Raw genomic sequence first — 22,863 nt, forward strand, 5'->3', positions numbered from 1 at the left:
AGCCCTACGGGGAGGAAACATGGCTCAAGCTCAGGAATTCGAGAAGGTTCTCTCGGCCAGCGATACAAGTGTAGCCGCTTTTGACGAGCACAAATCAGCCGTCAAGCGCATCCAGCATTTTCTGCATTCGACGCCGGCGGCGGTGCCGCTGATCGTGCTGCTTCTGTCGATCGTCATCTTCGGCATCACGATCGGCGGGCGGTTCTTCTCGTCCTACACGCTGACACTGATCCTGCAGCAGATCGCCATCGTCGGCATTCTCGGCGCCGCGCAGACACTGGTCATCCTGACCGCCGGCATCGACCTGTCGATCGGGGTGATCATGGTGATTTCGGCCGTGATCATGGGCAATTGCGCGGTCAGCTACGGCATGCCGAGCGTGCTCGCCGTGGCGATCGGGCTTGCCGCCGGTGCGGCTTGCGGGCTGCTGAACGGGCTGCTGGTCGCCTATATGAAGCTGCCGCCCTTCATCGTGACGCTTGGCACCTGGAACATCGTCATGGCCACGAACTTCATCTATTCGGCCAATGAGACGATCCGCGACACCGACGTCGACAACCAGGCACCGCTGCTGCACCTGTTTGCCCTGAGCTTTAAGGTCGGCACGGCGGTGCTGACGCTCGGCGTCATCGCCACGGTCGTGCTCGTGCTGGTTCTTTGGTACGTGCTCAACCACACCGCATGGGGCCGTCATGTCTACGCCGTCGGCGACGACCAGGAGGCGGCGAAGCTGTCGGGTATCCAGACCAAGAAGGTGCTGATGACGGTTTACACCCTTGCCGGGCTGATCGCCGCTTTCGCGGCCTGGGTCTCCATCGGCCGCAACGGCTCGATCTCGCCGTCCGCCGCTGTTACCGACTACAATCTGCAGGCGATCACCGCGACTGTGATCGGCGGTATTTCTCTCTTCGGCGGCCGCGGCTCCATCCTCGGCACGCTGTTCGGCGCAATGATCGTCGGCGTCGTCTCGATGGGCCTCAACATGCTCGGCGCCGATCCGCAATGGAAAGTGCTGCTCACCGGCGTGCTGATCATCGGCGCCGTCGCCATCGACCAATGGATCAGAAAGGTTTCGGCATGACCCAGGAACCCATCCTCACCGCGCGCGGTCTGGTCAAGCGCTATGGCCGCGTCACCGCTCTCGACAATGCCGATTTCGACCTTTACCCCGGCGAAATCCTTGCCGTCATCGGCGACAACGGCGCCGGCAAGTCGTCACTCATCAAGGCGATTTCCGGCGCGGCCGTGCCGGACGAAGGCGAAATCCGGCTTGAAGGCAAACCCGTCTCCTTCAAGTCGCCGATGGAAGCCCGTGAAGCCGGCATCGAAACCGTCTACCAGAACCTGGCCTTGTCGCCGGCGCTTTCGATCGCCGACAACATGTTCCTCGGCCGCGAGATCCGCAAACCCGGCTTCGTCGGTCAGTGGCTTCGCATGCTGGACCGTCCGGCAATGGAAAAGCGTGCCCGCGACAAGCTCACCGAACTCGGCTTGATGACCATCCAGAACATCAGCCAGGCGGTGGAGACCCTGTCGGGCGGCCAACGCCAGGGCGTGGCGGTGGCCCGGGCCGCCGCCTTCGGGTCGAAGATGGTCATCATGGACGAGCCGACGGCGGCGCTCGGCGTCAAGGAGAGCCGCCGCGTGCTTGAACTGATCCTCGACGTGAAGAAGCGCGGCCTGCCGATCGTGCTCATCTCGCACAACATGCCGCACGTCTTCGAGGTGGCGGACCGTATCCACATCCACCGTCTGGGCCGTCGACTGTGCGTCATCGACCCCAAGCAATATACGATGTCCGACGCCGTTGCCTTCATGACCGGGGCAAAAACACCCCCGGAGGCGGCATTGGCGGCCTGACTGCCAACTTGCCGCAGGGTAAGTAGATGACGGCGTTCTCTAAATCGATTGAAAAGATGTTGCAATGCACTAGGGTGGGCTGGGAGAAACGGTGAAAGCCGGTATGATCAGGCCAAACCGAACGAGAGGCGATATGACATCCGCCATGACGATCGAAGCACCCGCTCTCGACAATCCCGATCCCAAGACGCTTGCTGAAGAAGTCTTGATGTCCCTGAAGTACCGGGTCGGCAAGGACACCACCGTCGCGACCCAGTACGACTGGCTGACCGCCACGATCAAGGTCGTGCGCGACCGCGTCGTCGACCATTGGATGCAGGCGACCAAGGAAGCCTACGACCAACAGGAAAAGCGCGTTTATTACCTGTCGCTCGAATTCCTGATTGGGCGTCTGATGCGCGACGCCTTTTCCAACCTCGGCCTGATGGAGAACATGCGTGAGGCGCTGTCGTCGCTCGGCGTCGATCTCGACCTGATCGCCGCGCTGGAACCGGACGCGGCCCTCGGCAATGGCGGCCTTGGCCGGCTCGCCGCCTGCTTCATGGAAAGCATGGCCACCGTCGACATCCCCGCGCATGGCTACGGCATCCGCTATGCCAACGGCATGTTCCGCCAGGAAATCCACGATGGCTGGCAGGTCGAGTTGCCCGAGACCTGGCTTGACCACGGCAACCCCTGGGAATTCGAGCGGCGCGAGCGCTCCTTCGAAGTCGGTTTCGGTGGTTCGGTCGAATCGATCACCTCGAAGGACGGCCGCCTCGAACGCCACGTCTGGAAGCCGAGGGAGCATGTGCTTGCGGTCGCCTATGACACGCCCGTGGCTGGCTGGCGGGCCAAGCGCGTCAACACGCTGCGCCTTTGGTCCGGCATGCCGATCGACCCGATCCGGCTCGACAAGTTCAACGCCGGCGACCACATCGGGGCGCTGGCCGAAAGCAACAAGGCCGATGCACTGTCGCGGGTGCTCTATCCAGCCGATTCCCACATGGCCGGCCAGGAACTCAGGCTTCGCCAGGAATACTTCTTCTCCACCGCTTCGCTGCAGGACATCCTGCAGCGCCATCTCAGCCAATATGGCGATCTCAAGTCTCTGCCCGACAAGGCGGCGATCCACCTCAACGACACCCATCCGGCGATCGCCGTGCCCGAGCTGATGCGGCTCTTGATGGATGTCCATGGCATGGATTTCGATCTCGCCTGGGATGTCACCAAGCGCACCTTCGGCTACACCAACCACACGCTGTTGCCAGAGGCACTGGAAAGCTGGCCCGTGCCGCTGTTCGAGAGGCTTTTGCCCCGCCACATGCAGATCGTCTACGCCATCAACGCGCAGGTACTGCTCGAAGCCCGCGCCACCGATCAGTTCTCGGACGAGCAGATCAGCCGTATCTCGCTTATCCAGGAAAATGGCGACCGCCGGGTGCGCATGGGCAATTTGGCCTTTGTCGGCTCGCATTCGATCAACGGCGTGTCGGCGCTGCACACCGAGTTGATGAAGGAGACGGTCTTCGCCGACCTCCACAAACTTTATCCCGATCGCATCAACAACAAGACCAACGGCATCACGCCGCGGCGCTGGCTCATCCAGTGCAATCCAGGCCTCACCGCGCTTGCCCGCGAGGCGATCGGCGACCGCTTCATGGATGACATCGAAGCGATCAAAGGGCTCGATCCCTTAGCCGACGACACCGCCTTTCGCGAAAAATTCGCCGCGGTGAAACGCCAGAACAAGGTGAGGCTTGCCAATCTGGTCGCCGATCGCCTTGGCATCAAGCTCGACCCTTCGGCGCTCTTCGACATTCAGGTCAAGCGTATCCACGAATACAAGCGCCAGCTGCTCAACATCCTCGAAGCGATCGCGCTCTATGACCAGATCCGTTCGCATCCCGAACGCGACTGGATGCCACGCGTGAAATTCTTCGGCGGCAAGGCCGCGCCCAGCTACCATAACGCCAAGCTGATCATCAAACTGGCCAACGACGTCGCCAGGGTGATCAACAGCGACCCTTCGGTGCGCGGCCTGCTGAAGGTCGTGTTCGTGCCGAACTACAATGTCAGCCTGGCCGAGGTGCTGATGCCAGCCGCCGATCTTTCCGAGCAGATCTCGACCGCCGGCATGGAAGCCTCCGGCACGGGCAACATGAAGTTCGCGCTGAACGGCGCGCTGACCATCGGCACGCTCGACGGCGCCAATGTCGAGATCAAAGAGCATGTCGGCGACGACAACATCTTCATCTTCGGCCTCACCACCGAAGAAGTCGCCGAGCGGCGCAACAATGGCTACAATCCGCGCGGCGTGATCGAGGCATCCCCTGAACTGGCGCAGGCGGTTGCGGCCGTTTCATCGGGCGTCTTCTCGCCCGATGATCCCAATCGCTACCGCGACCTCATCAATGGCCTCTATGACAGCGACTGGTTCATGGTCGCGGCGGATTTCGACGCCTATGCCGCCTGCCAGCGCGAGGTGGACGCTGTCTGGCGCAACAGCCCGGACTGGTACGCGCGCGCCATCCGCAACGTCGCGCGCGTCGGCTGGTTCTCCTCCGATCGCACGATCCGTCAATATGCGAAAGAAATCTGGAACGTACCCGTCTGATATGATTGCATAAGGCCACGAACGATGGCCGCAAAAACAAACACTTGGTGCCCGGGGAGGGCGACCGCCTGATGAGGAAGCCGCGCGCGACCGCTGCGACAAGCGGGCCGGACGGACTGGCGCCAGCCAGCGATGTCGAGGCGATTGTCGCCGGTACGCACGGCAATCCCTTTGCGGTTCTCGGTGTCCAGGAGGCCGGCAAGAGCCTGTTCGCACGCTGCTTCGTTCCGCACGCGCAGTCGGTTACGGCCTACACCCTGACCGGCGTCGAGGTCGGCGAATTGACCAGGCGCGACGAGGCCGGTTTCTTCGAAGGCAAGCTGTCGATCAAGAAGCGCCAGCCGCTGCGCTACCACGCCCGCAATGCCGGCGGCGACTGGTGGCTGACCGACCCCTATTCGTTCGGTCCGGTACTCGGGCCGATGGACGATTACTACATCGCCGAGGGTTCGCATCTCAGGCTGTTCGACAAGCTTGGCGCGCATGTCATCGAGCACGAAGGCGCGTCCGGCGTGCATTTCGCCGTATGGGCCCCAAATGCCAGGCGCGTTTCGGTGGTCGGTGACTTCAACGACTGGGACGGCCGCCAGCATACGATGCGCGACCGTCGCGACACCGGCATCTGGGAGCTGTTCATTCCCGATATCGGTGCCGGCCGGCCCTATAAATATGAAATCATCGGTCCCGATGGCGTGAGGTTGCCGCTGAAAGCCGATCCGTTCGCCTTCAAATCAGAACTGCGCCCGGCCACCGCCTCGGTGACCGCGATGCCGCCGGCGCATGCATGGGGTGACGAGGCGCATCGCAATTTCTGGCGCAACGCCGACCCTCGCCGCGAGGCCATCTCGATCTACGAGGTCCACGCCGGGTCCTGGCAGCTTGGCGATGACGGCTCCTTCCTGTCATGGGATGAACTGGCCGACCGGCTGATCCCCTATGTGATCGAGACCGGTTTCACCCATATTGAATTCCTGCCGATCTCCGAGCATCCCTATGACCCCTCCTGGGGTTACCAGACAACCGGCCTCTACGCGCCATCGGCCCGCTTCGGCGATCCGGACGGCTTTGCCCGCTTTGTCGACGGCGCCCACCGTGCCGGCGTCGGCGTCATCCTCGACTGGGTGCCGGCGCATTTTCCTGTCGACGAGCACGGTCTGGTCCATTTCGACGGCACCGCGCTCTACGAGCATGCCGACCCACGCAAGGGCTTCCATCCGGACTGGAACACCGCGATCTACAATTTCGGCCGCCGCGAGGTGGTGTCGTTCCTGGTCAACAACGCGCTGTTCTGGGCCGAAAAATACCATGTCGACGGTCTTCGCGTCGACGCGGTCGCCTCGATGCTCTACCTCGACTATTCGCGCAAGGCCGGCGAGTGGATCCCCAATGAGAAGGGTGGGCGCGAAAACCTCGAGGCGGTCAGCTTCCTGCAGAAGATGAACAAGGAGGTGTACGGCCACCATCCAGGCGTCATGACCATCGCCGAGGAATCGACCTCATGGCCAAAGGTCTCGGCGCCTGTCCATGAAGGCGGGCTGGGCTTCGGCTTCAAATGGAACATGGGCTTCATGCACGACACGCTGGAGTATTTTTCCAAGGAGCCGATTTTCCGCAAGCATCACCACAACGAGCTGACCTTCGGCCTGACCTACGCCTTCTCGGAGAATTTCGTGCTGCCGCTCTCGCATGACGAGGTCGTGCACGGCAAAGGCACGCTGCTGGGCAAGATGGCCGGCGACGACTGGCAGAAATTCGCGACCTTGCGTGCCTATTACGGCTTCATGTGGGGTTATCCCGGCAAGAAGCTGCTGTTCATGGGCCAGGAATTCGCGCAGCGCCGCGAATGGAGCGAAGCGCGCGCGCTTGATTGGGACCTGCTCGATTTCCGCCCGCATCGCGGGGTCTGGCAGACGGTGCGCGACCTCAACTATCTCTATCGTTCACGCCCGGCCCTGCATGGCCGCGACTGCGAGCCGGAAGGGTTTTCCTGGCTGATCGTCGACGACAGCCAGAATTCGGTTTTCGCCTGGGTGCGCAGCGCTCCCGGCGGCGATCCGGTCGCCGTCATCTCCAATTTCACACCGGTGCCGCGCGACAATTATCGTGTGCCGCTGCCGAAGGCCGGCAAGTGGCGCGAGATCATCAACACCGACGCTTCCGAATATGGCGGTTCCGGCATGGGCAATGGCGGCATGGTCGAGGCAAGGGCGGAGGGCAAGGGCATCTCGGCAACGATGCTCCTGCCTCCGCTGTCGACGATCATGCTTGAACTCGCTGCCGACTGAACTCGTTAAGGCTGGTTAGCGCATCGATACGAGTAACTTGGGAGGGTATAAATGGCAGACTTGAAGAGAACCCAGCCGCTGGCCCGCGACGCCATGGCCTACGTGTTGGCCGGCGGGCGCGGCAGCCGCCTCAAGGAACTGACCGACCGGCGCGCCAAGCCCGCGGTCTATTTCGGCGGCAAGACGCGCATCATCGATTTCGCGCTCTCCAATGCGCTCAACTCCGGCATCCGCCGCCTCGGCGTCGCCACCCAATACAAGGCGCATTCGCTGATCCGCCACCTGCAGCGCGGCTGGAACTTCCTGCGGCCCGAACGAAACGAGAGTTTTGACATCCTGCCGGCCAGCCAGCGTGTGTCGGAAACGCAGTGGTATGAGGGCACGGCGGACGCCGTCTACCAGAACATCGATATCATCGAGGCCTATGGCCCGGAATACATGGTAATCCTGGCCGGCGATCACATCTACAAGATGGATTACGAGATGATGCTGCGCCAGCATGTCGATGCCGGCGCCGATGTCACAGTCGGCTGCCTCGAAGTGCCGCGCATGGAGGCGACCGGCTTCGGCGTCATGCATGTCGATGCCAAGGACAACATCATCGCCTTCGTCGAAAAGCCGGCCGACCCGCCCGGCATTCCGGGTAACCCGGAATTCGCCTTGGCCTCGATGGGCATCTACGTCTTCAAGACCAAGTTCCTGATGGAGCAACTGCGCCGCGACGCCGCCGAGCCGGGCTCCAGCCGCGACTTCGGCAAGGACATCATCCCCTATATCGTCACGCACGGTAAGGCGATCGCGCACCGCTTCACCAAGTCCTGCGTGCGTTCGACCGCCGAGAACGAGGCCTACTGGCGCGATGTCGGCACGGTCGACGCTTATTGGGAGGCCAACATCGACCTGACCGACGTGACGCCGGAACTCGACCTCTACGACCGCGATTGGCCGATCTGGACCTATGCCGAACTGAAGCCGCCGGCAAAGTTCGTGCATGACGAGGACGGCAGGCGCGGTTCCGCCATTTCGTCGCTGGTCTCGGGCGACTGCATCGTCTCGGGCGCTTCGCTGAAGAAAAGCCTGATCTTCACCGGCGCGCGCATCAATTCCTATTCGACGCTGGAAGAGGTTGTCATGCTGCCCGACGTTCATGTCGGCCGGAACGCAAAGTTGAAGCGCGTCGTCATCGACCACGGCGTAAGGATACCCGAAGGGCTGGTGGTCGGCGAGGATCCCGTCCTCGACGCCAAGCGCTTCCGGGTTTCGGAAAAGGGTATCTGCCTGATCACACAGGACATGATCAACAAGTTGTCAACCTGAACAGGTGATCAACAAGCTGTCACTTAGGGTGTTTTGTGCATGTCGTGGTCCAAACCGCACACGGTTTGGGCGGCATGGATGGGAAGCGGATCGTTAAGCGCATGCAGGTTCTGTCGGTCACGCCCGAAATCTTCCCGCTGATCAAGACAGGCGGGCTTGCCGACGTGACCGGGGCGCTGCCCATCGCGCTCGCGGCCAAGGGCGTGGCCATGCGTACGCTCGTTCCGGGCTTTCCCGTGGTGATGGGCGCCTTCAAGAAAAAGAAGGCCGTCTATCAGTATCCCCTACTGCAAGGCGGCAAGGCGTCGGTCCATGCCGTCCAGGTCGCCGGGCTCGATTTGTTCGTGCTCGATGCGCCGCATCTGTTCGACCGCCCCGGCGGCCCCTATGGCAACGCCTCGGGCGCGGACTGGCCGGACAATTGGCGGCGCTTCGCGGCGCTGAGCCAGGCCGGCGCCGATATCGCCGGGGGCGCCATCTCGGGCTACCTCCCCGACATCGTCCATGCCCATGACTGGCAGTCGGCGATGACGCTGGCCTATATGCGCTATGGCACGGCGGTCGGCACGCCATCGATGATGACCGTCCACAATCTCGCCTTCCAGGGCCAGTTCGGGGCCGGCATCTTCGGCGAGCTCGGCCTGCCGGCCGCGGCGATGGCGCTTGACGGCGTCGAATATTATGGCGGCGTCGGCTTCCTCAAGGCTGGCCTGCAGGCCGCCTGGGCGATCACCACGGTGAGCCCGACCTATGCGCAGGAGATACGTTCGCCGGAATTCGGCATGGGCCTCGACGGCCTTATCAACATGCGTTCCAGCGATCTCCATGGCATCGTCAACGGCATCGACACCGCCATCTGGGATCCGGCAACCGACAAGCATCTGGTATCTACCTATACGGCCGAAACGTTGAAGGCCCGCGCGCCGAACAGGGCCGCGGTCGAGGACCGTTTCGGCCTCGACCGCGACGGCAGTCCGATTGTCTGCGTCGTCAGCCGCCTGACCTGGCAGAAGGGCATGGACATATTGGCGACGGTGGTCGACGGCATCGTCGCGACAGGCGCAAGGCTGGCCATCCTCGGCTCGGGCGACGCCGGCCTCGAAGGCGCGCTGCTGGCCGCGGCCGCACGCCATCGTGGCCGCATCGGCGTGGTCGTCGGCTATGACGAGGGGCTGTCGCACACCATGCAGGGCGGCTGCGACGCCATCGTCATCCCGTCGCGCTTCGAGCCTTGCGGGCTGACGCAGCTTTACGGCCTGCGCTATGGCTGCGTGCCGGTCGTCGCCCGCACCGGCGGCCTGGCGGACACCATCATCGATGCCAATGAAGCAGCGTTTGCCGCCGGCGTGGCGACCGGCTTCCAGTTTGCCCCCAACAATGGCGGCGCGCTGCTGCACGCGATCCGACGCCTGGCCGACGCCCACGCCAGTCCCGCAATCTTCGAAACCATCCAGCGCCAGGGCATGAAGACCGATGTGTCGTGGGATCGAAGCGCCGAAAAATACGTCGAACTCTATCGCCTGCTGCTTTCGAAAAGGGTTGCCTGAAGCATGATACGCACCGTTTCCACCAAGCCCTATTCCGACCAGAAGCCCGGCACGTCGGGCCTGCGCAAGAAGGTGCCAGTGTTCCAGCAGGAGCACTATGCCGAGAACTTCATCCAGTCGATTTTCGATGCACTCGACGGGTTCAAGGGCAAGACCCTGGTGATCGGCGGCGACGGCCGTTTCTATAACCGGGAGGTCATCCAGAAGGCCATTGCCATGGCGGCCGCCAATGGCTTCGGCAAGGTGATGGTCGGGCAGGGCGGCATCCTGTCGACGCCCGCGGCCTCGCATGTCATCCGCAAATACAAGACCTTCGGCGGCATCATCCTCTCGGCCAGCCACAATCCCGGCGGCCCGCACGAGGACTTCGGCATCAAGTACAATGCCGGCAATGGTGGCCCGGCGCCGGAAAAGCTGACTGACGCCATCTTTGCCAAGACCAAGACGATTTCGAGCTTCAAGATCGCCGACATCGACCCGATTGACATCGATACGGTCGCGACAGTCAAGGCTGCCGGCATGACCGTCGAGATCATCGATCCGGTTACCGACTATGCCGAGTTGATGGAGAGCCTGTTCGATTTCGATGCGCTGCGCAAACTGTTCAAGTCGGGCTTCCGCATGCGCTTCGACGCCATGCATGCGGTGACCGGGCCCTACGCCAAGGAAATCCTCGAACACCGCCTCGGCGCACCGAACGGCACCTGCCGCAATTTCAAGCCGCTGCCCGATTTCGGCGGTCATCACCCGGACCCCAACCTGGTCCATGCCAAGCACCTTTATGATGAGATGATGGGACCGGACGCGCCCGATTTCGGCGCCGCCTCCGATGGCGATGGAGACCGCAACCTGATCATCGGCAAGGGCATTTTCGTCACCCCTTCGGATTCGGTCGCCATGCTCGCCGCCAATGCCCGCCTGGCGCCGGGCTACAAGGACGGGCTGAAAGGCATCGCCCGTTCGATGCCGACCAGCGGCGCGGCCGACCGCGTCGCTCACAAGCTAGGTGTCGGGATTTACGAGACGCCGACCGGCTGGAAGTTCTTCGGCAATCTGCTCGACGCCGGCATGGCGACGATCTGCGGTGAGGAAAGTGCCGGCACCGGCTCAAACCATGTCCGCGAAAAGGACGGTCTGTGGGCGGTCCTCTTGTGGCTCAACATCCTCGCCGCCCGTGGCGAAAGCTGCAAGCAGATCGTCACCGAGCATTGGGAGACCTATGGCCGCAACTACTACTCGCGCCATGATTACGAGGAGGTTGAGAGCGACCGCGCCAATGCGCTGGTCGACGAACTCAGGGCCAAGCTCGGCTCGCTACCGGGCACCAGCGTGCGCGGCCTGAAGATCGCCAATGCCGATGATTTCGCCTACCACGACCCGGTCGACGGCTCGACCAGCGAGCACCAGGGCATAAGGGTGCTGTTCGAAGGCGGCTCGCGCGTGGTCTTTCGGCTTTCGGGCACCGGTACGTCTGGCGCGACCTTGCGCGTCTATATCGAGCGCTACGAGCCGGACAAGTCGAGGCACGACCTCGACACGCAGGAGGCGCTCGCCGACCTGATTTCGGCGGCCGACGACATTGCCGGGATCAAGAGCCACACCGGGCGCAACAAGCCGAGCGTCATTACTTGAGGGCGGTGGAGCGCTCTTGACCCAGCTCGGCCCCACCATCACCAGCGAAGGCATCCGCTTCGCCGCATGGTCCTCGTCGGCAAGACGGCTCTGGGTTTCGATCTTTGACGAGCAGGGAAACCGCGAACTCGATCGTCTCGAGCTGGCGTCGGAAGGCAACGGCGTCCATTCACTCTTTGTCTCCGGCCTGGCCGCGGGCGCGCGCTATGGCCTGCGCGCCGATGGCGACTATGCGCCCGAGCGGGGGCTGTGGTTCGACCCCGACAAGTTGCTCACCGATCCCTACGCCGTCGAAATCGACCGGGCCTACGCCTATCACTGGCGGCTCGCCGCGCGGCGCAATGAGGGCGCCGACACCGCGTCGCTGATGCCCAAGGCCGTGACCAAGGCCTCGCCCACGGCTCCACCGATCCTGCCGCCCCTGTTTCGCCCGGGCGGCCTGATCTACGAACTGAACGTCCGCGCTTTCACCAAGCTGCATCCGGATGTACCGCAAGAAAAGCGCGGCACGATCGCCGCTCTTGCCCATCCGGCCATCATCGAGCATCTGCAAAGGCTCGGCGTCTCCGCCGTGGAACTGATGCCGATCACGGCCTCCATCGACGAGCGGCATCTGCCGCCGCTCGGCCTGAGCAACGCCTGGGGCTACAATCCCGTCACCTTCATGGCGCTCGACCCGCGCCTCGCGCCCGGCGGCCTGACGGAATTGCAGGACACGGTCGCCGCGTTGCGCCGGGCCGGCATCGGCACCATTCTCGACCTGGTCTTCAACCACACCGGCGAAAGCGACAGGCTGGGGCCGACGCTCTCGCTGCGCGGCCTCGACAATAAGGCCTACTATCGGCACCGGCCGGATGGCGGGCTGGTCAATGACACGGGCACCGGCAACACGATCGCTTGCGACCATCCGGTGATGCGGGAAATGGTGCTCGACACACTTCGTCACTTCGTTCGCCAGGCCGGTGTCGACGGCTTCCGTTTCGATCTGGCCCCGGTGCTGGGCCGGGTCGATGGTGCCTTCGATCCGGAAGCGCCGCTGCTCCAGGCCATCACCCATGATCCGGTGCTTTACGACCGCGTGCTGATCGCCGAGCCTTGGGACATCGGGGCAAACGGCTATCAACTCGGCAATTTCCGGCCGCCTTTCCTTGAGTGGAACGACCGCTATCGCGACGATGTCAGACGCTTCTGGCGCGGCGATGCCGGCATGGTCGGTGCTCTCGCAACGCGCCTTGCTGGTTCGTCCGACGTGTTTAACAGGGCAGGGGAGCCGGCAAGCCACGGCGTGAATTTTATCGCCGCCCATGACGGCATGACGCTGGCTGACATCGTCGCCTATGAGCGCAAGCACAACGCGGCCAATGGCGAGCAGGACCGCGACGGCCATAACGAGAACCTGTCCTGGAACAATGGCGTCGAAGGCGAGACGGACGACACGGCGATCGTCAAGGCACGTTTCGACGACCAGCGCGCTCTGCTCGCCACGCTGTTCGCCTCGCACGGCACCATCATGCTGACCGCGGGCGATGAATTCGGTCGCACCCAGAAGGGCAACAACAACGCCTACGCACAAGACAACCCCACCACCTGGCTTGACTGGGCAGGCCGCGATCAGAAGCTGGAGCGTTACGCATTCGTACTCGCGGCACTTCGCCAGGCGGTGCCCGCATTGTCGGACACGCGTTTCCTGACCGGAGAACCGATTGCGGCATCAGGCGTTCCCGACGTCGCTTGGCTGACCGAGACCGGTGAGCTGCTCGACGCGACCGACTGGAACGATACCAGCCGGCATCGCCTCGTCATGCTGCTTGGCGGCGAGGAAGGCAGGCTTGCCGTTCTGATCAATGGCGACCGCCGCCAATGCGTCTTCACCTTGCCGGCGCGGGAAGGTTTTCGATGGCATCCGGCGATCGAAACGCACGTGACTGACCTTGCGCGCCCGCTGCCGGGGCGCAGCGTCAATTTCATGATCGAGAGCCGAACCAGAAACGGCGGCGTCAGGAAGGGTTCGTGATGACCGGTGAGAGTTTGGGGCAGGGAGCCGAATGGTGGCGCGGCTGCGTCATCTACCAGGTCTATCCGCGCTCTTTTCAGGACACGACCGGTGATGGCAGCGGCGATCTCGGCGGCATTACGTCAAGGCTCGCTTATATCGCCTCGCTCGGCGTCGACGCTGTCTGGCTGTCGCCCTTCTTCAAGTCGCCGATGGCCGACATGGGCTATGATGTATCGGATTATCGCGACGTCGACCCGATGTTCGGCACATTGGCCGATTTTGATGCGCTGGTCGCCGAAGCCCACCGGCTCGGCCTGAAGATCATCATCGACCAGGTGCTGTCGCATTCATCCGACAAGCATGAATGGTTCATCGAAAGCCGGGCCAGCCGCGATAATGCCAAGGCCGACTGGTACGTCTGGGCCGATGCGAAGCCCGACGGCGGCGCGCCCAACAACTGGCTGTCGGTCTTCGGGGGGCCGTCCTGGGAATGGGACGCGACCCGCCGCCAATATTACATGCATAATTTCCTTGCCTCGCAGCCAGACCTCAATTTCCACAACCCGGAAGTCCAGGATGCGTTGCTTGACACGGTGCGGTTCTGGCTCGATCGCGGTGTCGACGGCTTCCGGCTCGACACGGTCAATTACTATGTCCACGACCGCTGGCTGCGCGGCAATCCGCCCTTGGCCTCGAGCGTCGCCGGCACCAACACGGAGACCAACACCTACCTCTATCAGGAGCATCTGTTCGACAAGACCCAGCCCGAAAACCTGGCATTCCTGCGGCGCTTCCGCGCGTTGCTCGACGAATATGGTGACCGCGCCGCCGTCGGCGAAATCGGCGACGAGGGCCGCTCGCTGCAGACGCTCGCCGCCTACACCTCCGGCGGCGACAAGCTTCAGATGAGCTACACTTTCGACCTGCTGGGTTCGCAGTTTTCGGCGGCGCATGTGCGTGGCTGCGTCGAGGCCTTCGAAAGCGCGGTGGCCGACGGCTGGGTTTGCTGGGCGTTTTCCAACCATGACGTGGTGCGCCATGTCAGCCGCTGGATGCGGCCTGGTGGCGATCCCGATCTTGTGGCCAAATTCTCAATCATGCTGCTCGCCTGCTTGCGCGGCTCGATCTGCCTCTATCAGGGCGAGGAACTCGGCCTTGAAGAGGCGGAGCTTGCCTACGAGGATCTGCGCGATCCGGTCGGCATCCGCTTCTGGCCCGGCGTGAAGGGCAGGGATGGTTGCCGCACGCCGATGGTCTGGGAGGCCGACGCCGACAATGCGGGCTTCTCCACTGCAAAACCCTGGCTGCCTGTGCCGGCAAGCCATCGCGCCCGCGCGGTCGATATGCAGATCGGCGACGAGCAATCGGTGCTGTCGGCCTACCGCTCGGCGCTTGCCTTGCGCAAACAGCATCCGGCGCTGGTCGGCGGCTCGATCCGCTTTCTCGATACCGAGGGCGACGTGCTCGCCTTCATCCGCGAAGGTGGCGGGGAGAGGTTGATCTGTGTCTTCAATTTCGCTGAGGAGCCGGCGACCTTGCCGTTGGTGGGTAATATCGGACCCGTCACGGCTATCTTCGGCGGGACCGCTTCTGTCGAGGAAAACACCCTCTCGCTGCCAACTCTCGGCTGCTTTCTCGGTCGGCTCGACTGATTGGCACTTCGGTTGTGGCTAGGCGGTCCTACTGAACGAGCACCGCCCGGCCGCAGGTCGCGCCGGTGACGCGCACGTCGGCCTGGCCGACACGCACACCAAGGGCTCCGAGCAAATTGTAAACCAACTCGTCGACCGGCGCCGCCACGCCGTTCAAGAGCGCAACCACTGCCGGCCGCACGGTGGAAAGCAAGGTATTCAGATTCAGCAGCGGCAAGCCCAGCAAATTGGTCGTCAGCGACAGATCAGTGATCAGGGAGGTCGTCAAAGACTGTGTCAGGTTTTGCGTGGAGACTGTCTTTATCGTTTTGGCGTCGATGTCGGCCTTGTTGAAGGTCAATGCGGTCGGCGCGTTGTTGGCCATTTCAAATGCCGCTGAGCCCGTCACTGAAAGTAGATTGATCAGAAGACTGACCTTTGCGATTTCAGTGTCGGAGAACGATTCCGGTTTGGTGAAATCGGCAAAGCCGGAGCTACTGCTGTCGGCCAAATGCGCTTCCACAACACCGGGGCGGGCAGAAACGGTGACCTTGATGCTGTCGGGACCCGTAGGACAGCTTATGTCGGTGAGTTTGGCTTCGGCGTAGGCGACTTCCACATGCAGTGGCAGGTTGACCGACACCAGAGTAATGCCCCCACCGACATTGCCGCCTGCGCCGCCGACTGTCGCGGCTACTTTGATGCGCGTCTGGGCGGTCCGCACGACAGTGCCGATACCATCGATCGCCAGCCAGGGCGAGGACTGCATCGGCTCGCCGATGGCGATGCTGAGTTTGGTGGAGAGCAGCCCCGGGATGGTGGCGCCGAGATCGATCGCGGCCTGGTTGGTACCGTTGGCGAGCACGGCGGCTGCCGTCAGCATGCCCATGGCGCTTGCGTCTACCCCAAGCCCGGACGGCTGTTGGCCGAGGCCCAGGCTGCCGACCGAACCAAGGTCGACAAGGCTGCTGAGCGGGATCTTGACGGTGCTGGTCGATTTGGAGGCGATGGTCTGCAGGGCGACCTTGGCCGTATTGCCGAGGCCGGGAACATTGGCCATGGCGGTAGCGATCTGGCCGACCGTCGCCTTCGATGCCAGAACGTCGGAATAGGTACCGGCCGTGATGTTCAGTTGCGTGGCGAGCGCACTGATGAAGGAAAGCACGCTCACATCCGCCGAGATCAGCCCGTTGTAGTCCATGACGCTGAGCGAGATGTTGCCGCCGAGAAGTCCGCTCAAAAGTGCGTTGAGGATGCCGCCATTGACGCTGAGCAACCGCGATCCGACCGAGAACGTCGCCAGCGGCGTCATGCTGGCCGTGGCCTGGGTGCCGATGACGGGAGTGGGGATCAGCGAACTTGCGAAATAGCGGTTCGGAATCTTTGCCAAAGTGACGCGGACGGCATTGTAAGGCGTCACACCCGCCTGGAAGCGCTGGCTGACATTGGCGGTCGATGAGGCATATCGGCCCTGCGTGACCGTCACCACCGTTTTGCCGGTGGCCGGGGCAATGGTCTGGCCCGAAGCTTGAACGACGACGCCCGGCATGCCGTTGTCGGTCAGTGTGGTGACGACCGCGGTGTTGACGTTGTTGATGTTCGAGGCGGCGGTAATCGCCGCCAGGTCGACCATCGCCTGCGCTTCCCGGCGCTCGGTATAGATGGAGGCTTCGTCAATGGCCACCGCTGCCAGCGCCAATGCAACCGGCGCGCTCAATGCGGTCATGACGGCGAAGTTCGCCTTCCTGTCTCCCATCATCGACCGTGCAAGCCGACCCATACCCTTGCCCGCCCGCCGCAGCATTCAGATACCCCCGACCCTGATCGTTGACTGACGCTTGATGGTCGTCCCTGGCATGGCTATGCCGGGGAACAGGTTCCAGATCGGCAGGTTGCGGGCATCGTAGGAGATGGACACCACGAACTGGCTTCCGTCGGCGATGCTGTCGTTGGCCTGGTAGGTCAGTTTGCTGGCGTCCACGAAGGGGTAGCCGCCGGCATTGTTGGTGAGATAGCTGGCCACGAGCGTCTGCCGCTCGGTCTGGTTCACCCCAGCGATGGCTGTTCGGGCAGCGTCGGCTGCAATTTGTTGGATCGAATTGGCGGCGCCAAAATAGATGCCGTATGCAACCATTCCGAGTAGAAGAAGAATGAAAAGCGGTGACAGCAAAGCGAACTCGACGGCTGAAGTTCCCGAGTTGTCTGATCGGAAACGGCGACTTCGGGCCTCGAAAATGGGGTGGTGAACCATGGCACCAGCATGCCCAAATTCGCATGCAGAAAGCGAAAACTCTGGGTGCAACCAAAGGGTGCGGTCGATTGAAAACGAATCTCTAATTTAGCCGTTGCTTTCTCGACAATGGGGATTGACTTAGGGTCAATCAGTACTCGGTTGAAAAGAGCTTACCTCCTGTCTAGTCTCCTGCCACCAGCCGCCGGAGGGAACCGGGGGCGCGCTCAAAGGAGCCAGTCATCGGCTTCGGGGCGTCAACACTTAAGGCGCGCCGATGGCAGCGCCGACAGGGAGAACTTCATGCTGAAAAACATGCTGAAGGCGACGGTATTCGCCACCACCATGGCCGTAACCGCCGGCGCATTCTACACGCCGGCTTTCGCGGAGAGTGTCTATAACAGGGGCACCGCCGCTGAATCGGAGTCGGTCGATCCGCACAAGACCTCGACGGTCTATGAAGCCAATGTGCTGCGTGACCTGTTCCAGGGATTGGTCATGCAGGACCAGAAGGCGAACCTCATTCCGGGCGCGGCCGAAAGCTGGACGGTATCGGATGACGGCACCGTCTACACCTTCAAGCTGCGCAAGGACGGCATGTGGTCTGACGGCAGCCCGGTGACGGCGGAGGACTTCGTCTATGCCTTCCACAGGCTGGAAGATCCGGCGACCGGCGCCGAATACGCCTCGATGCTGTATCCGGTTAAGGGCGCGGAGGATGTCAACACCAAGAAGGGCAAGCCCGAGGACATGGGTGTCAAGGCGATCGACGCCGGCACCCTTGAGGTGACGCTGAAGGCGCCGACGCCGTACTTCCTGGAGATGCTGACCCATCAGGCGACCTATCCGGTCAGCAAGGCCTCGATTGAAAAGCTTGGCGCCGACTGGATCAAGCCCGGCAATCTGGTTTCGAACGGCGCCTATACGCTGGCCGAATGGGTTCCCAACGATCACATGAAACTGGTCAAGAATCCCAAATTCTGGGACGCCGCGACCGTCAAGTTCGACGTGGTCAACTACATTCCGACCGAGGATCGTTCGTCGGCGATGAAGCGCTTCGAGGCCGGCGAACTCGACAGCTATGACGATCTGCCGACCGAACAGCTCGCCGACCTCAAGACCAAGTTCGGCGACCAGATCCATGTCGGGCCGTATCTCGGCACCTACTATTATGCCATCAAGACCGACAAGGCGCCGTGGAACAACCCCGAACTGCGTAACGCCATCTCGATGGCGATCGACCGTGATTTCATCGCCGAGAAGGTCTGGCAGAATTCGATGCTGCCCGGCTATTCGATGGTGCCCCCCGGCATCGAGGGCTATACGCCCGCAATGGCCAAATACGCCGACATGCCGCAGATCGACCGCGAGGACGCGGCCAAGAAGATCCTCGAGAAGCTTGGCTACACCCCCGAACATCCGCTGAAGATGGAAATCCGCTACAACACCTCGGAAAACCACAAGAACACGGCAGTGGCGATCCAGGAACAATTGAAGCCGCTTGGCGTCGACGTCACGCTGCTCAACACCGACACCAAGACCCACTACTCCTTCCTCGAGCAGAAGGGCGACTATGACGTGGCGCGTGCCGCCTGGATTGCCGACTATAAGGATCCAGAGACCTTCCTCGGTATCACGCGCAAGGCCAGCGGCAACAACTATTCCAACTACAACAGCCCGCAATACGAAGCGGCAATGGACAAGGCGGCGGCCGCGGGCGGCAAGCCCGAAGAGCGCATGAAGGACCTCTCCGCGGCCGAGCGCATCCTCATCGACGACGTCGGCCAGATCCCGCTTCTCTACTACAGCTACCACGACATCGTTTCCTCGAAGCTGCATGGCTTCGTCGACAATGTGATGGACGTGCATCCGTCGCGCTTCGTCAGCAAGGACTGATCCCTGGCCAAGCCGCCGCGCTCTAAAGAGCGCGGCGGTGCTGGTTTGCCGTCGCATCGGCCCGGGAAGCGGGAAATCGATTTTCGGAACATCCGGTGCGAAGATTTGAAGGCTGGAGCGCAATCGTCCGAGTGGAAGGGCGTGCTCTGGATCAAGTGGGGCACCGATGCTGCGATACGTATTCCGGCGGCTTTTGACCGCCATCCCGACGCTGTTCGTCATCGTGACGATGGCGTTCTTCCTGATGCGCGTCGCGCCAGGCGGTCCATTCAACCAGGAGCGGGGGCTGAGCCCAGAGATCAAGGCCAACTTGGAAGCCCAGTTCGGCCTCAACGATCCGCTCTGGCTGCAATATGTCCATTATCTCGGCAATCTGCTGCGCGGCAATTTCGGCCCGAGCTACAACATGCCGGATTTCACCGTCACCGAACTGTTTGCCAAGGGCCTGCCCATTTCCGTGCAGCTCGGAGCCTCGGCGCTGATCCTGGCGCTGCTGCTCGGCAGCGTGCTCGGCACCATCGCCGCGCTCAACCAGAACAAGCTTGGCGACTATACGGTGATTGCCCTGGCGACCGCCGGCAGCACCATCCCGACCTTCGTCATCGCGCCGGTGATCCAGCTTGTCTTCGGGCTGACCTGGAGGCTGCTGCCGATCGGCGGCTGGGGTGACGGCGCCTTCATCAACAAGGTCGGCCCGGTGCTGACACTTGCCTTGCCGCAAATCGCCATCGTTGCCCGCCTGATGCGCGGCTCGATGATCGAATCGCTGCGATCCCATCATATCCGAACGGCGCGCGCGCTCGGCCTTTCCGACTGGTCGGTGGTGGTCAAGCACGCGTTGCGCAGCGCCATCCTGCCGATCGTCTCCTTCACCGGCCCGGCGGCGGCGGCACTGCTGACCGGCTCGGTCATCGTCGAGACGATCTTCTCCATTCCCGGCGTCGGCCGCTATTTCGTCGATGCCGCGCTCAACCGCGATTATACGCTGGTGATGGGAACGGTGGTGGTGATCGCCATTTTTACCATCGTCTTCAACCTGATCGTCGACGTCATGTACGCGGTCGTCGACCCGAGGGTGCGCTATGACTGACATCGCAGCCACGGCCCCCGCAATCGTTGGTCGCTCGCTTTGGGGCGATGCCTGGGCGCGCCTCAAGGCCAATCGCGCCGCCATGTTCAGCCTCTACTACCTCGTTCTGATTGGGATCATCAGCGTCTTTGGCCCGTGGTTCGTGCCGCATCAATACACGACCATCTACGCCGACTATGTGCGCATGCCGCCAAGCCTCTCAGCCTATCCGAAACCCGACATGATCGAGACGGCACTTACCGAAGCGATCAAGCGCATGCGAGTCGACATCAAGGAGTGGCATCAGGAGGGGAGCCAGGTCTTCGTGACGGTCAAGTCGACCAAGCCGATCGACGACCGCAACATCCGCTACCTCGACCGGTCCGATGCCTTCGACGACACCAAGATCGAAAACAAGTCGCCCGACGGCCTCGAAGTGACGATGAGCGCATCGGTCAAGCAGCAGTATTTCCTGTTCGGCACCGACAATACCGGCCGCGATCTTCTCTCCCGCACGCTGATGGCCGGGCGCATATCGCTGGCCATCGGTCTGCTGGCCGGTGTCGTGGCGGTGGTGATCGGCGTGATCTATGGCGCCGCCGCCGGCTTTTCCGGCGGCAAGGTCGATGAAGTGATGATGCGCATAGTCGACGTGCTCTATTCCTTGCCGTTCATCTTCTTCGTCATCATGCTGGTGGTGTTCTTCGGCCGCAACTTCGTGCTGATGTTCCTGGCGGTCGGTGCCGTGCTGTGGCTCGACATGGCGCGCATCGTGCGCGGCCAGGCGCTGTCGATTCGCCGGCAGGAATATGTCCAGGCGGCGGAAGCCATGGGCATTGGCCAGCGTGGCATCCTGATCCGCCATGTGATCCCGAACTTGCTTGGCCCGGTGGTGATCTACATGACGCTGCTGGTGCCGCAGGTCATCATCCTGGAGAGCTTCCTGTCGTTCCTCGGGCTTGGCATCCAGGAGCCGATGACCAGCTGGGGCGTGCTGATCTCGGTCGGCGCCAAGAACATCGGCACCGCCAACTGGCTGCTCCTGTTTCCCGCCTTTTTTCTGGTCTCGACGCTGTTCGCCTTGAATTTCGTCGGCGACGGCCTGCGCGACGCGCTCGACCCACGGGATCGATAAAGATGGGGACCGCTGAAATGGCTGCTTCCGAAACGATCCTCAGCGTCAAGGACCTTCGCGTCCGCTTCCGCACGCTCGACGGTGCGGTCGAAGCGGTCAAGGGCATCAACATCCACGTCAACGCGGGCGAAACGGTTGCCGTGGTCGGCGAGTCCGGCTCCGGCAAGAGCCAGACGATGATGGCGGCGATGAGCCTGCTGGCCTCCAATGGCGAAGCGTCGGGCCATGTCGACTATCGCGGCCGCAACCTGCTGACCCTGAGCAAGTCCGAGCTGAACAAGGTCCGCGGCCGCAAGATCAGCATGATCTTCCAGGAGCCGATGACTTCGCTCGATCCGCTCTATTCGATCGGCAACCAGCTGATCGAGCCGATCCGCCGCCATCGGGGCCTGAGCGCTGCCGCAGCGCATGAAGAGGCGCTCAAGCTGCTGCGGCTCGTGCATATTCCCGATCCGGAGCGACGGATGAAATCCTATCCGCACGAAATGTCCGGCGGCCAACGCCAGCGCGTGATGATCGCGATGGCGCTCGCCAATGACCCCGACATCCTGATCGCCGACGAGCCGACGACGGCGCTTGACGTCACCATCCAGGCGCAGATCCTGATGCTTTTGGCCGAACTGCAGCGCAAACTCGGCATGGCGATCGTCTTCATCACCCATGACCTCGGTATCGTCCGGCGCTTTGCCGACCGTGTCTATGTCATGCGCCAGGGCGAGGTGGTCGAGGAAGGCGAGGCGGAAGCCATTTTTGCCAATCCGCGGCACGCCTACACCAAAATGCTGCTGGCGGCCGAGCCGACGGGAACCAAGGCGCCGCCGCCAGCCGATGCGCCGGTGGTGCTCGAAGGTAGGAATGTCGAAGTCACATTCAGGATCGGCGGTGGGTTTCTGGCCGGCGAACCGCTGATGCTGCGGGCCGTCGATCACATCTCGATCCGGCTGCAGCGCAACCAGACCATCGGCATTGTCGGCGAATCCGGCTCGGGCAAGTCGACGCTCGGCCGCGCCTTGCTGCGGTTGCTGCCGAGCGATGGGCTCATTCGGTTCGGCGATCGCGATATCTCCACTGCCGACCGGCAGCAGATGCGGCCACTGCGGCGCCAGATGCAACTTGTCTTCCAGGATCCGTTCGGCTCGCTGTCGCCGCGCATGACCGTCGGTCAGGTCGTCACCGAGGGGCTGCTGGTGCATGAGCCCAACCTTTCAGGAAAGCAGCGCGACCAGCGCGCGGTTGAGGCCCTGCGCGAGGTCGGCCTCGACCCCAATGCCCGCAACCGCTACCCGCACGAATTTTCCGGCGGACAACGGCAGCGCATCGCCATTGCCCGCGCCATGATTCTGAAGCCGAAGATGGTCGTGCTGGACGAGCCGACATCGGCGCTTGACCGCTCGGTGCAGAAACAGATCGTCGAACTGCTGCGCAAGCTGCAGGCCGACCACGAACTGTCCTACCTCTTCATCAGCCACGATCTGTCGGTCGTGCGCGCCATGGCCGACTACATCATCGTCATGAAGCAAGGCAAGATCGTCGAAGAGGGGCCGACGGAAGAGATCTTCAGCAATCCACGGGCGCCTTATACGCAGACGCTGATGAACGCCGCGATCGACGTCACACGGTTTCGACTGAGCGCGTAAGGCGCCGGCAGGGGCAATTGTCGTGGCGTCGT

Annotated in this window: 15 protein-coding genes; 13 read left to right on the forward strand and 2 right to left on the reverse strand. The window is 62.5% G+C overall.

What is annotated here, in order from left to right:
• Positions 1 to 19: 19 nt before the first annotated feature.
• The 9 genes from FJ936_RS27435 to FJ936_RS27475 all read left to right on the forward strand — a co-directional run bounded on the left by FJ936_RS27435 (position 20) and on the right by FJ936_RS27475 (position 14,885).
• The gene (locus tag FJ936_RS27435) at positions 20 to 1,081 is read left to right on the forward strand and encodes an ABC transporter permease (RefSeq protein ID WP_015318693.1); all 1,062 of its coding nucleotides are present in this window, start codon (positions 20 to 22) and stop codon (positions 1,079 to 1,081) included.
• Positions 1,078 to 1,860 carry an ATP-binding cassette domain-containing protein gene (locus FJ936_RS27440; RefSeq protein WP_015318692.1) on the forward strand — a complete coding sequence of 261 codons (783 nt, stop codon included), beginning with the start codon at positions 1,078 to 1,080 and terminating at the stop codon, positions 1,858 to 1,860. The genes FJ936_RS27435 and FJ936_RS27440 overlap by 4 nt, the downstream gene beginning before the upstream one ends.
• A 133-nt stretch (positions 1,861 to 1,993) precedes the next feature.
• Positions 1,994 to 4,456, forward strand: a complete 2,463-nt coding sequence (locus tag FJ936_RS27445) for a glycogen/starch/alpha-glucan phosphorylase (RefSeq protein ID WP_015318691.1) — start codon at positions 1,994 to 1,996, stop codon at positions 4,454 to 4,456.
• Positions 4,457 to 4,527: 71 nt separating this feature from the next.
• Complete coding sequence (gene glgB, locus FJ936_RS27450) at positions 4,528 to 6,741, forward strand: 1,4-alpha-glucan branching protein GlgB (RefSeq protein ID WP_015318690.1); 2,214 nt, start codon at positions 4,528 to 4,530, stop codon at positions 6,739 to 6,741.
• A 51-nt stretch (positions 6,742 to 6,792) separates the two neighbouring features.
• The gene (gene glgC / locus FJ936_RS27455) at positions 6,793 to 8,058 is read left to right on the forward strand and encodes a glucose-1-phosphate adenylyltransferase (RefSeq protein ID WP_015318689.1); all 1,266 of its coding nucleotides are present in this window, start codon (positions 6,793 to 6,795) and stop codon (positions 8,056 to 8,058) included.
• A gap of 101 nt (positions 8,059 to 8,159) precedes the next feature.
• Complete coding sequence (gene glgA / locus FJ936_RS27460) at positions 8,160 to 9,605, forward strand: glycogen synthase GlgA (protein ID WP_141907215.1); 1,446 nt, start codon at positions 8,160 to 8,162, stop codon at positions 9,603 to 9,605.
• A gap of 3 nt (positions 9,606 to 9,608) precedes the next feature.
• A complete protein-coding gene (locus FJ936_RS27465; RefSeq protein WP_141907216.1) occupies positions 9,609 to 11,237 on the forward strand; it encodes an alpha-D-glucose phosphate-specific phosphoglucomutase in 1,629 nt (542 codons plus the stop codon).
• A 16-nt stretch (positions 11,238 to 11,253) separates the two neighbouring features.
• A complete protein-coding gene (gene glgX, locus FJ936_RS27470; protein ID WP_141907217.1) occupies positions 11,254 to 13,251 on the forward strand; it encodes a glycogen debranching protein GlgX in 1,998 nt (665 codons plus the stop codon).
• Complete coding sequence (locus FJ936_RS27475) at positions 13,251 to 14,885, forward strand: alpha-glucosidase family protein (protein ID WP_141907218.1); 1,635 nt, start codon at positions 13,251 to 13,253, stop codon at positions 14,883 to 14,885. The genes glgX and FJ936_RS27475 overlap by 1 nt, the downstream gene beginning before the upstream one ends.
• A gap of 28 nt (positions 14,886 to 14,913) precedes the next feature.
• Here FJ936_RS27475 and FJ936_RS27480 read toward each other — a convergent pair whose 3' ends face one another.
• Positions 14,914 to 16,668 carry a TadG family pilus assembly protein gene (locus FJ936_RS27480; RefSeq protein WP_140823819.1) on the reverse strand — a complete coding sequence of 585 codons (1,755 nt, stop codon included), beginning with the start codon at positions 16,666 to 16,668 and terminating at the stop codon, positions 14,914 to 14,916.
• Positions 16,669 to 17,115, reverse strand: a complete 447-nt coding sequence (locus FJ936_RS27485; RefSeq protein WP_140618623.1) for a TadE/TadG family type IV pilus assembly protein — start codon at positions 17,113 to 17,115, stop codon at positions 16,669 to 16,671. It lies immediately after the preceding gene.
• Between the two features lie 282 nt (positions 17,116 to 17,397).
• Between FJ936_RS27485 and FJ936_RS27490 the strand changes: the two genes are divergently transcribed.
• The 4 genes from FJ936_RS27490 (at position 17,398) to FJ936_RS27505 (ending at position 22,831) form a co-directional block, all read left to right on the forward strand.
• Positions 17,398 to 18,990: a peptide ABC transporter substrate-binding protein gene (locus FJ936_RS27490; RefSeq protein ID WP_015318682.1), complete on the forward strand. Its 1,593-nt coding sequence runs from the start codon at positions 17,398 to 17,400 to the stop codon at positions 18,988 to 18,990.
• Positions 18,991 to 19,156: 166 nt separating this feature from the next.
• Positions 19,157 to 20,080 (forward strand): ABC transporter permease subunit, encoded by a 924-nt coding sequence (locus FJ936_RS27495; RefSeq protein WP_141907219.1) that lies wholly within the window; start codon positions 19,157 to 19,159, stop codon positions 20,078 to 20,080.
• Positions 20,073 to 21,194: an ABC transporter permease subunit gene (locus FJ936_RS27500; RefSeq protein ID WP_140717821.1), complete on the forward strand. Its 1,122-nt coding sequence runs from the start codon at positions 20,073 to 20,075 to the stop codon at positions 21,192 to 21,194. The genes FJ936_RS27495 and FJ936_RS27500 overlap by 8 nt, the downstream gene beginning before the upstream one ends.
• Positions 21,195 to 21,211: 17 nt before the next feature.
• Positions 21,212 to 22,831 carry an ABC transporter ATP-binding protein gene (locus tag FJ936_RS27505; protein ID WP_140618618.1) on the forward strand — a complete coding sequence of 540 codons (1,620 nt, stop codon included), beginning with the start codon at positions 21,212 to 21,214 and terminating at the stop codon, positions 22,829 to 22,831.
• Positions 22,832 to 22,863: the final 32 nt, after the last annotated feature.

Source organism: Mesorhizobium sp. B2-4-13, assembly GCF_006658535.1.
Taxonomy (GTDB): Bacteria; Pseudomonadota; Alphaproteobacteria; order Rhizobiales; family Rhizobiaceae; genus Mesorhizobium; species Mesorhizobium australicum.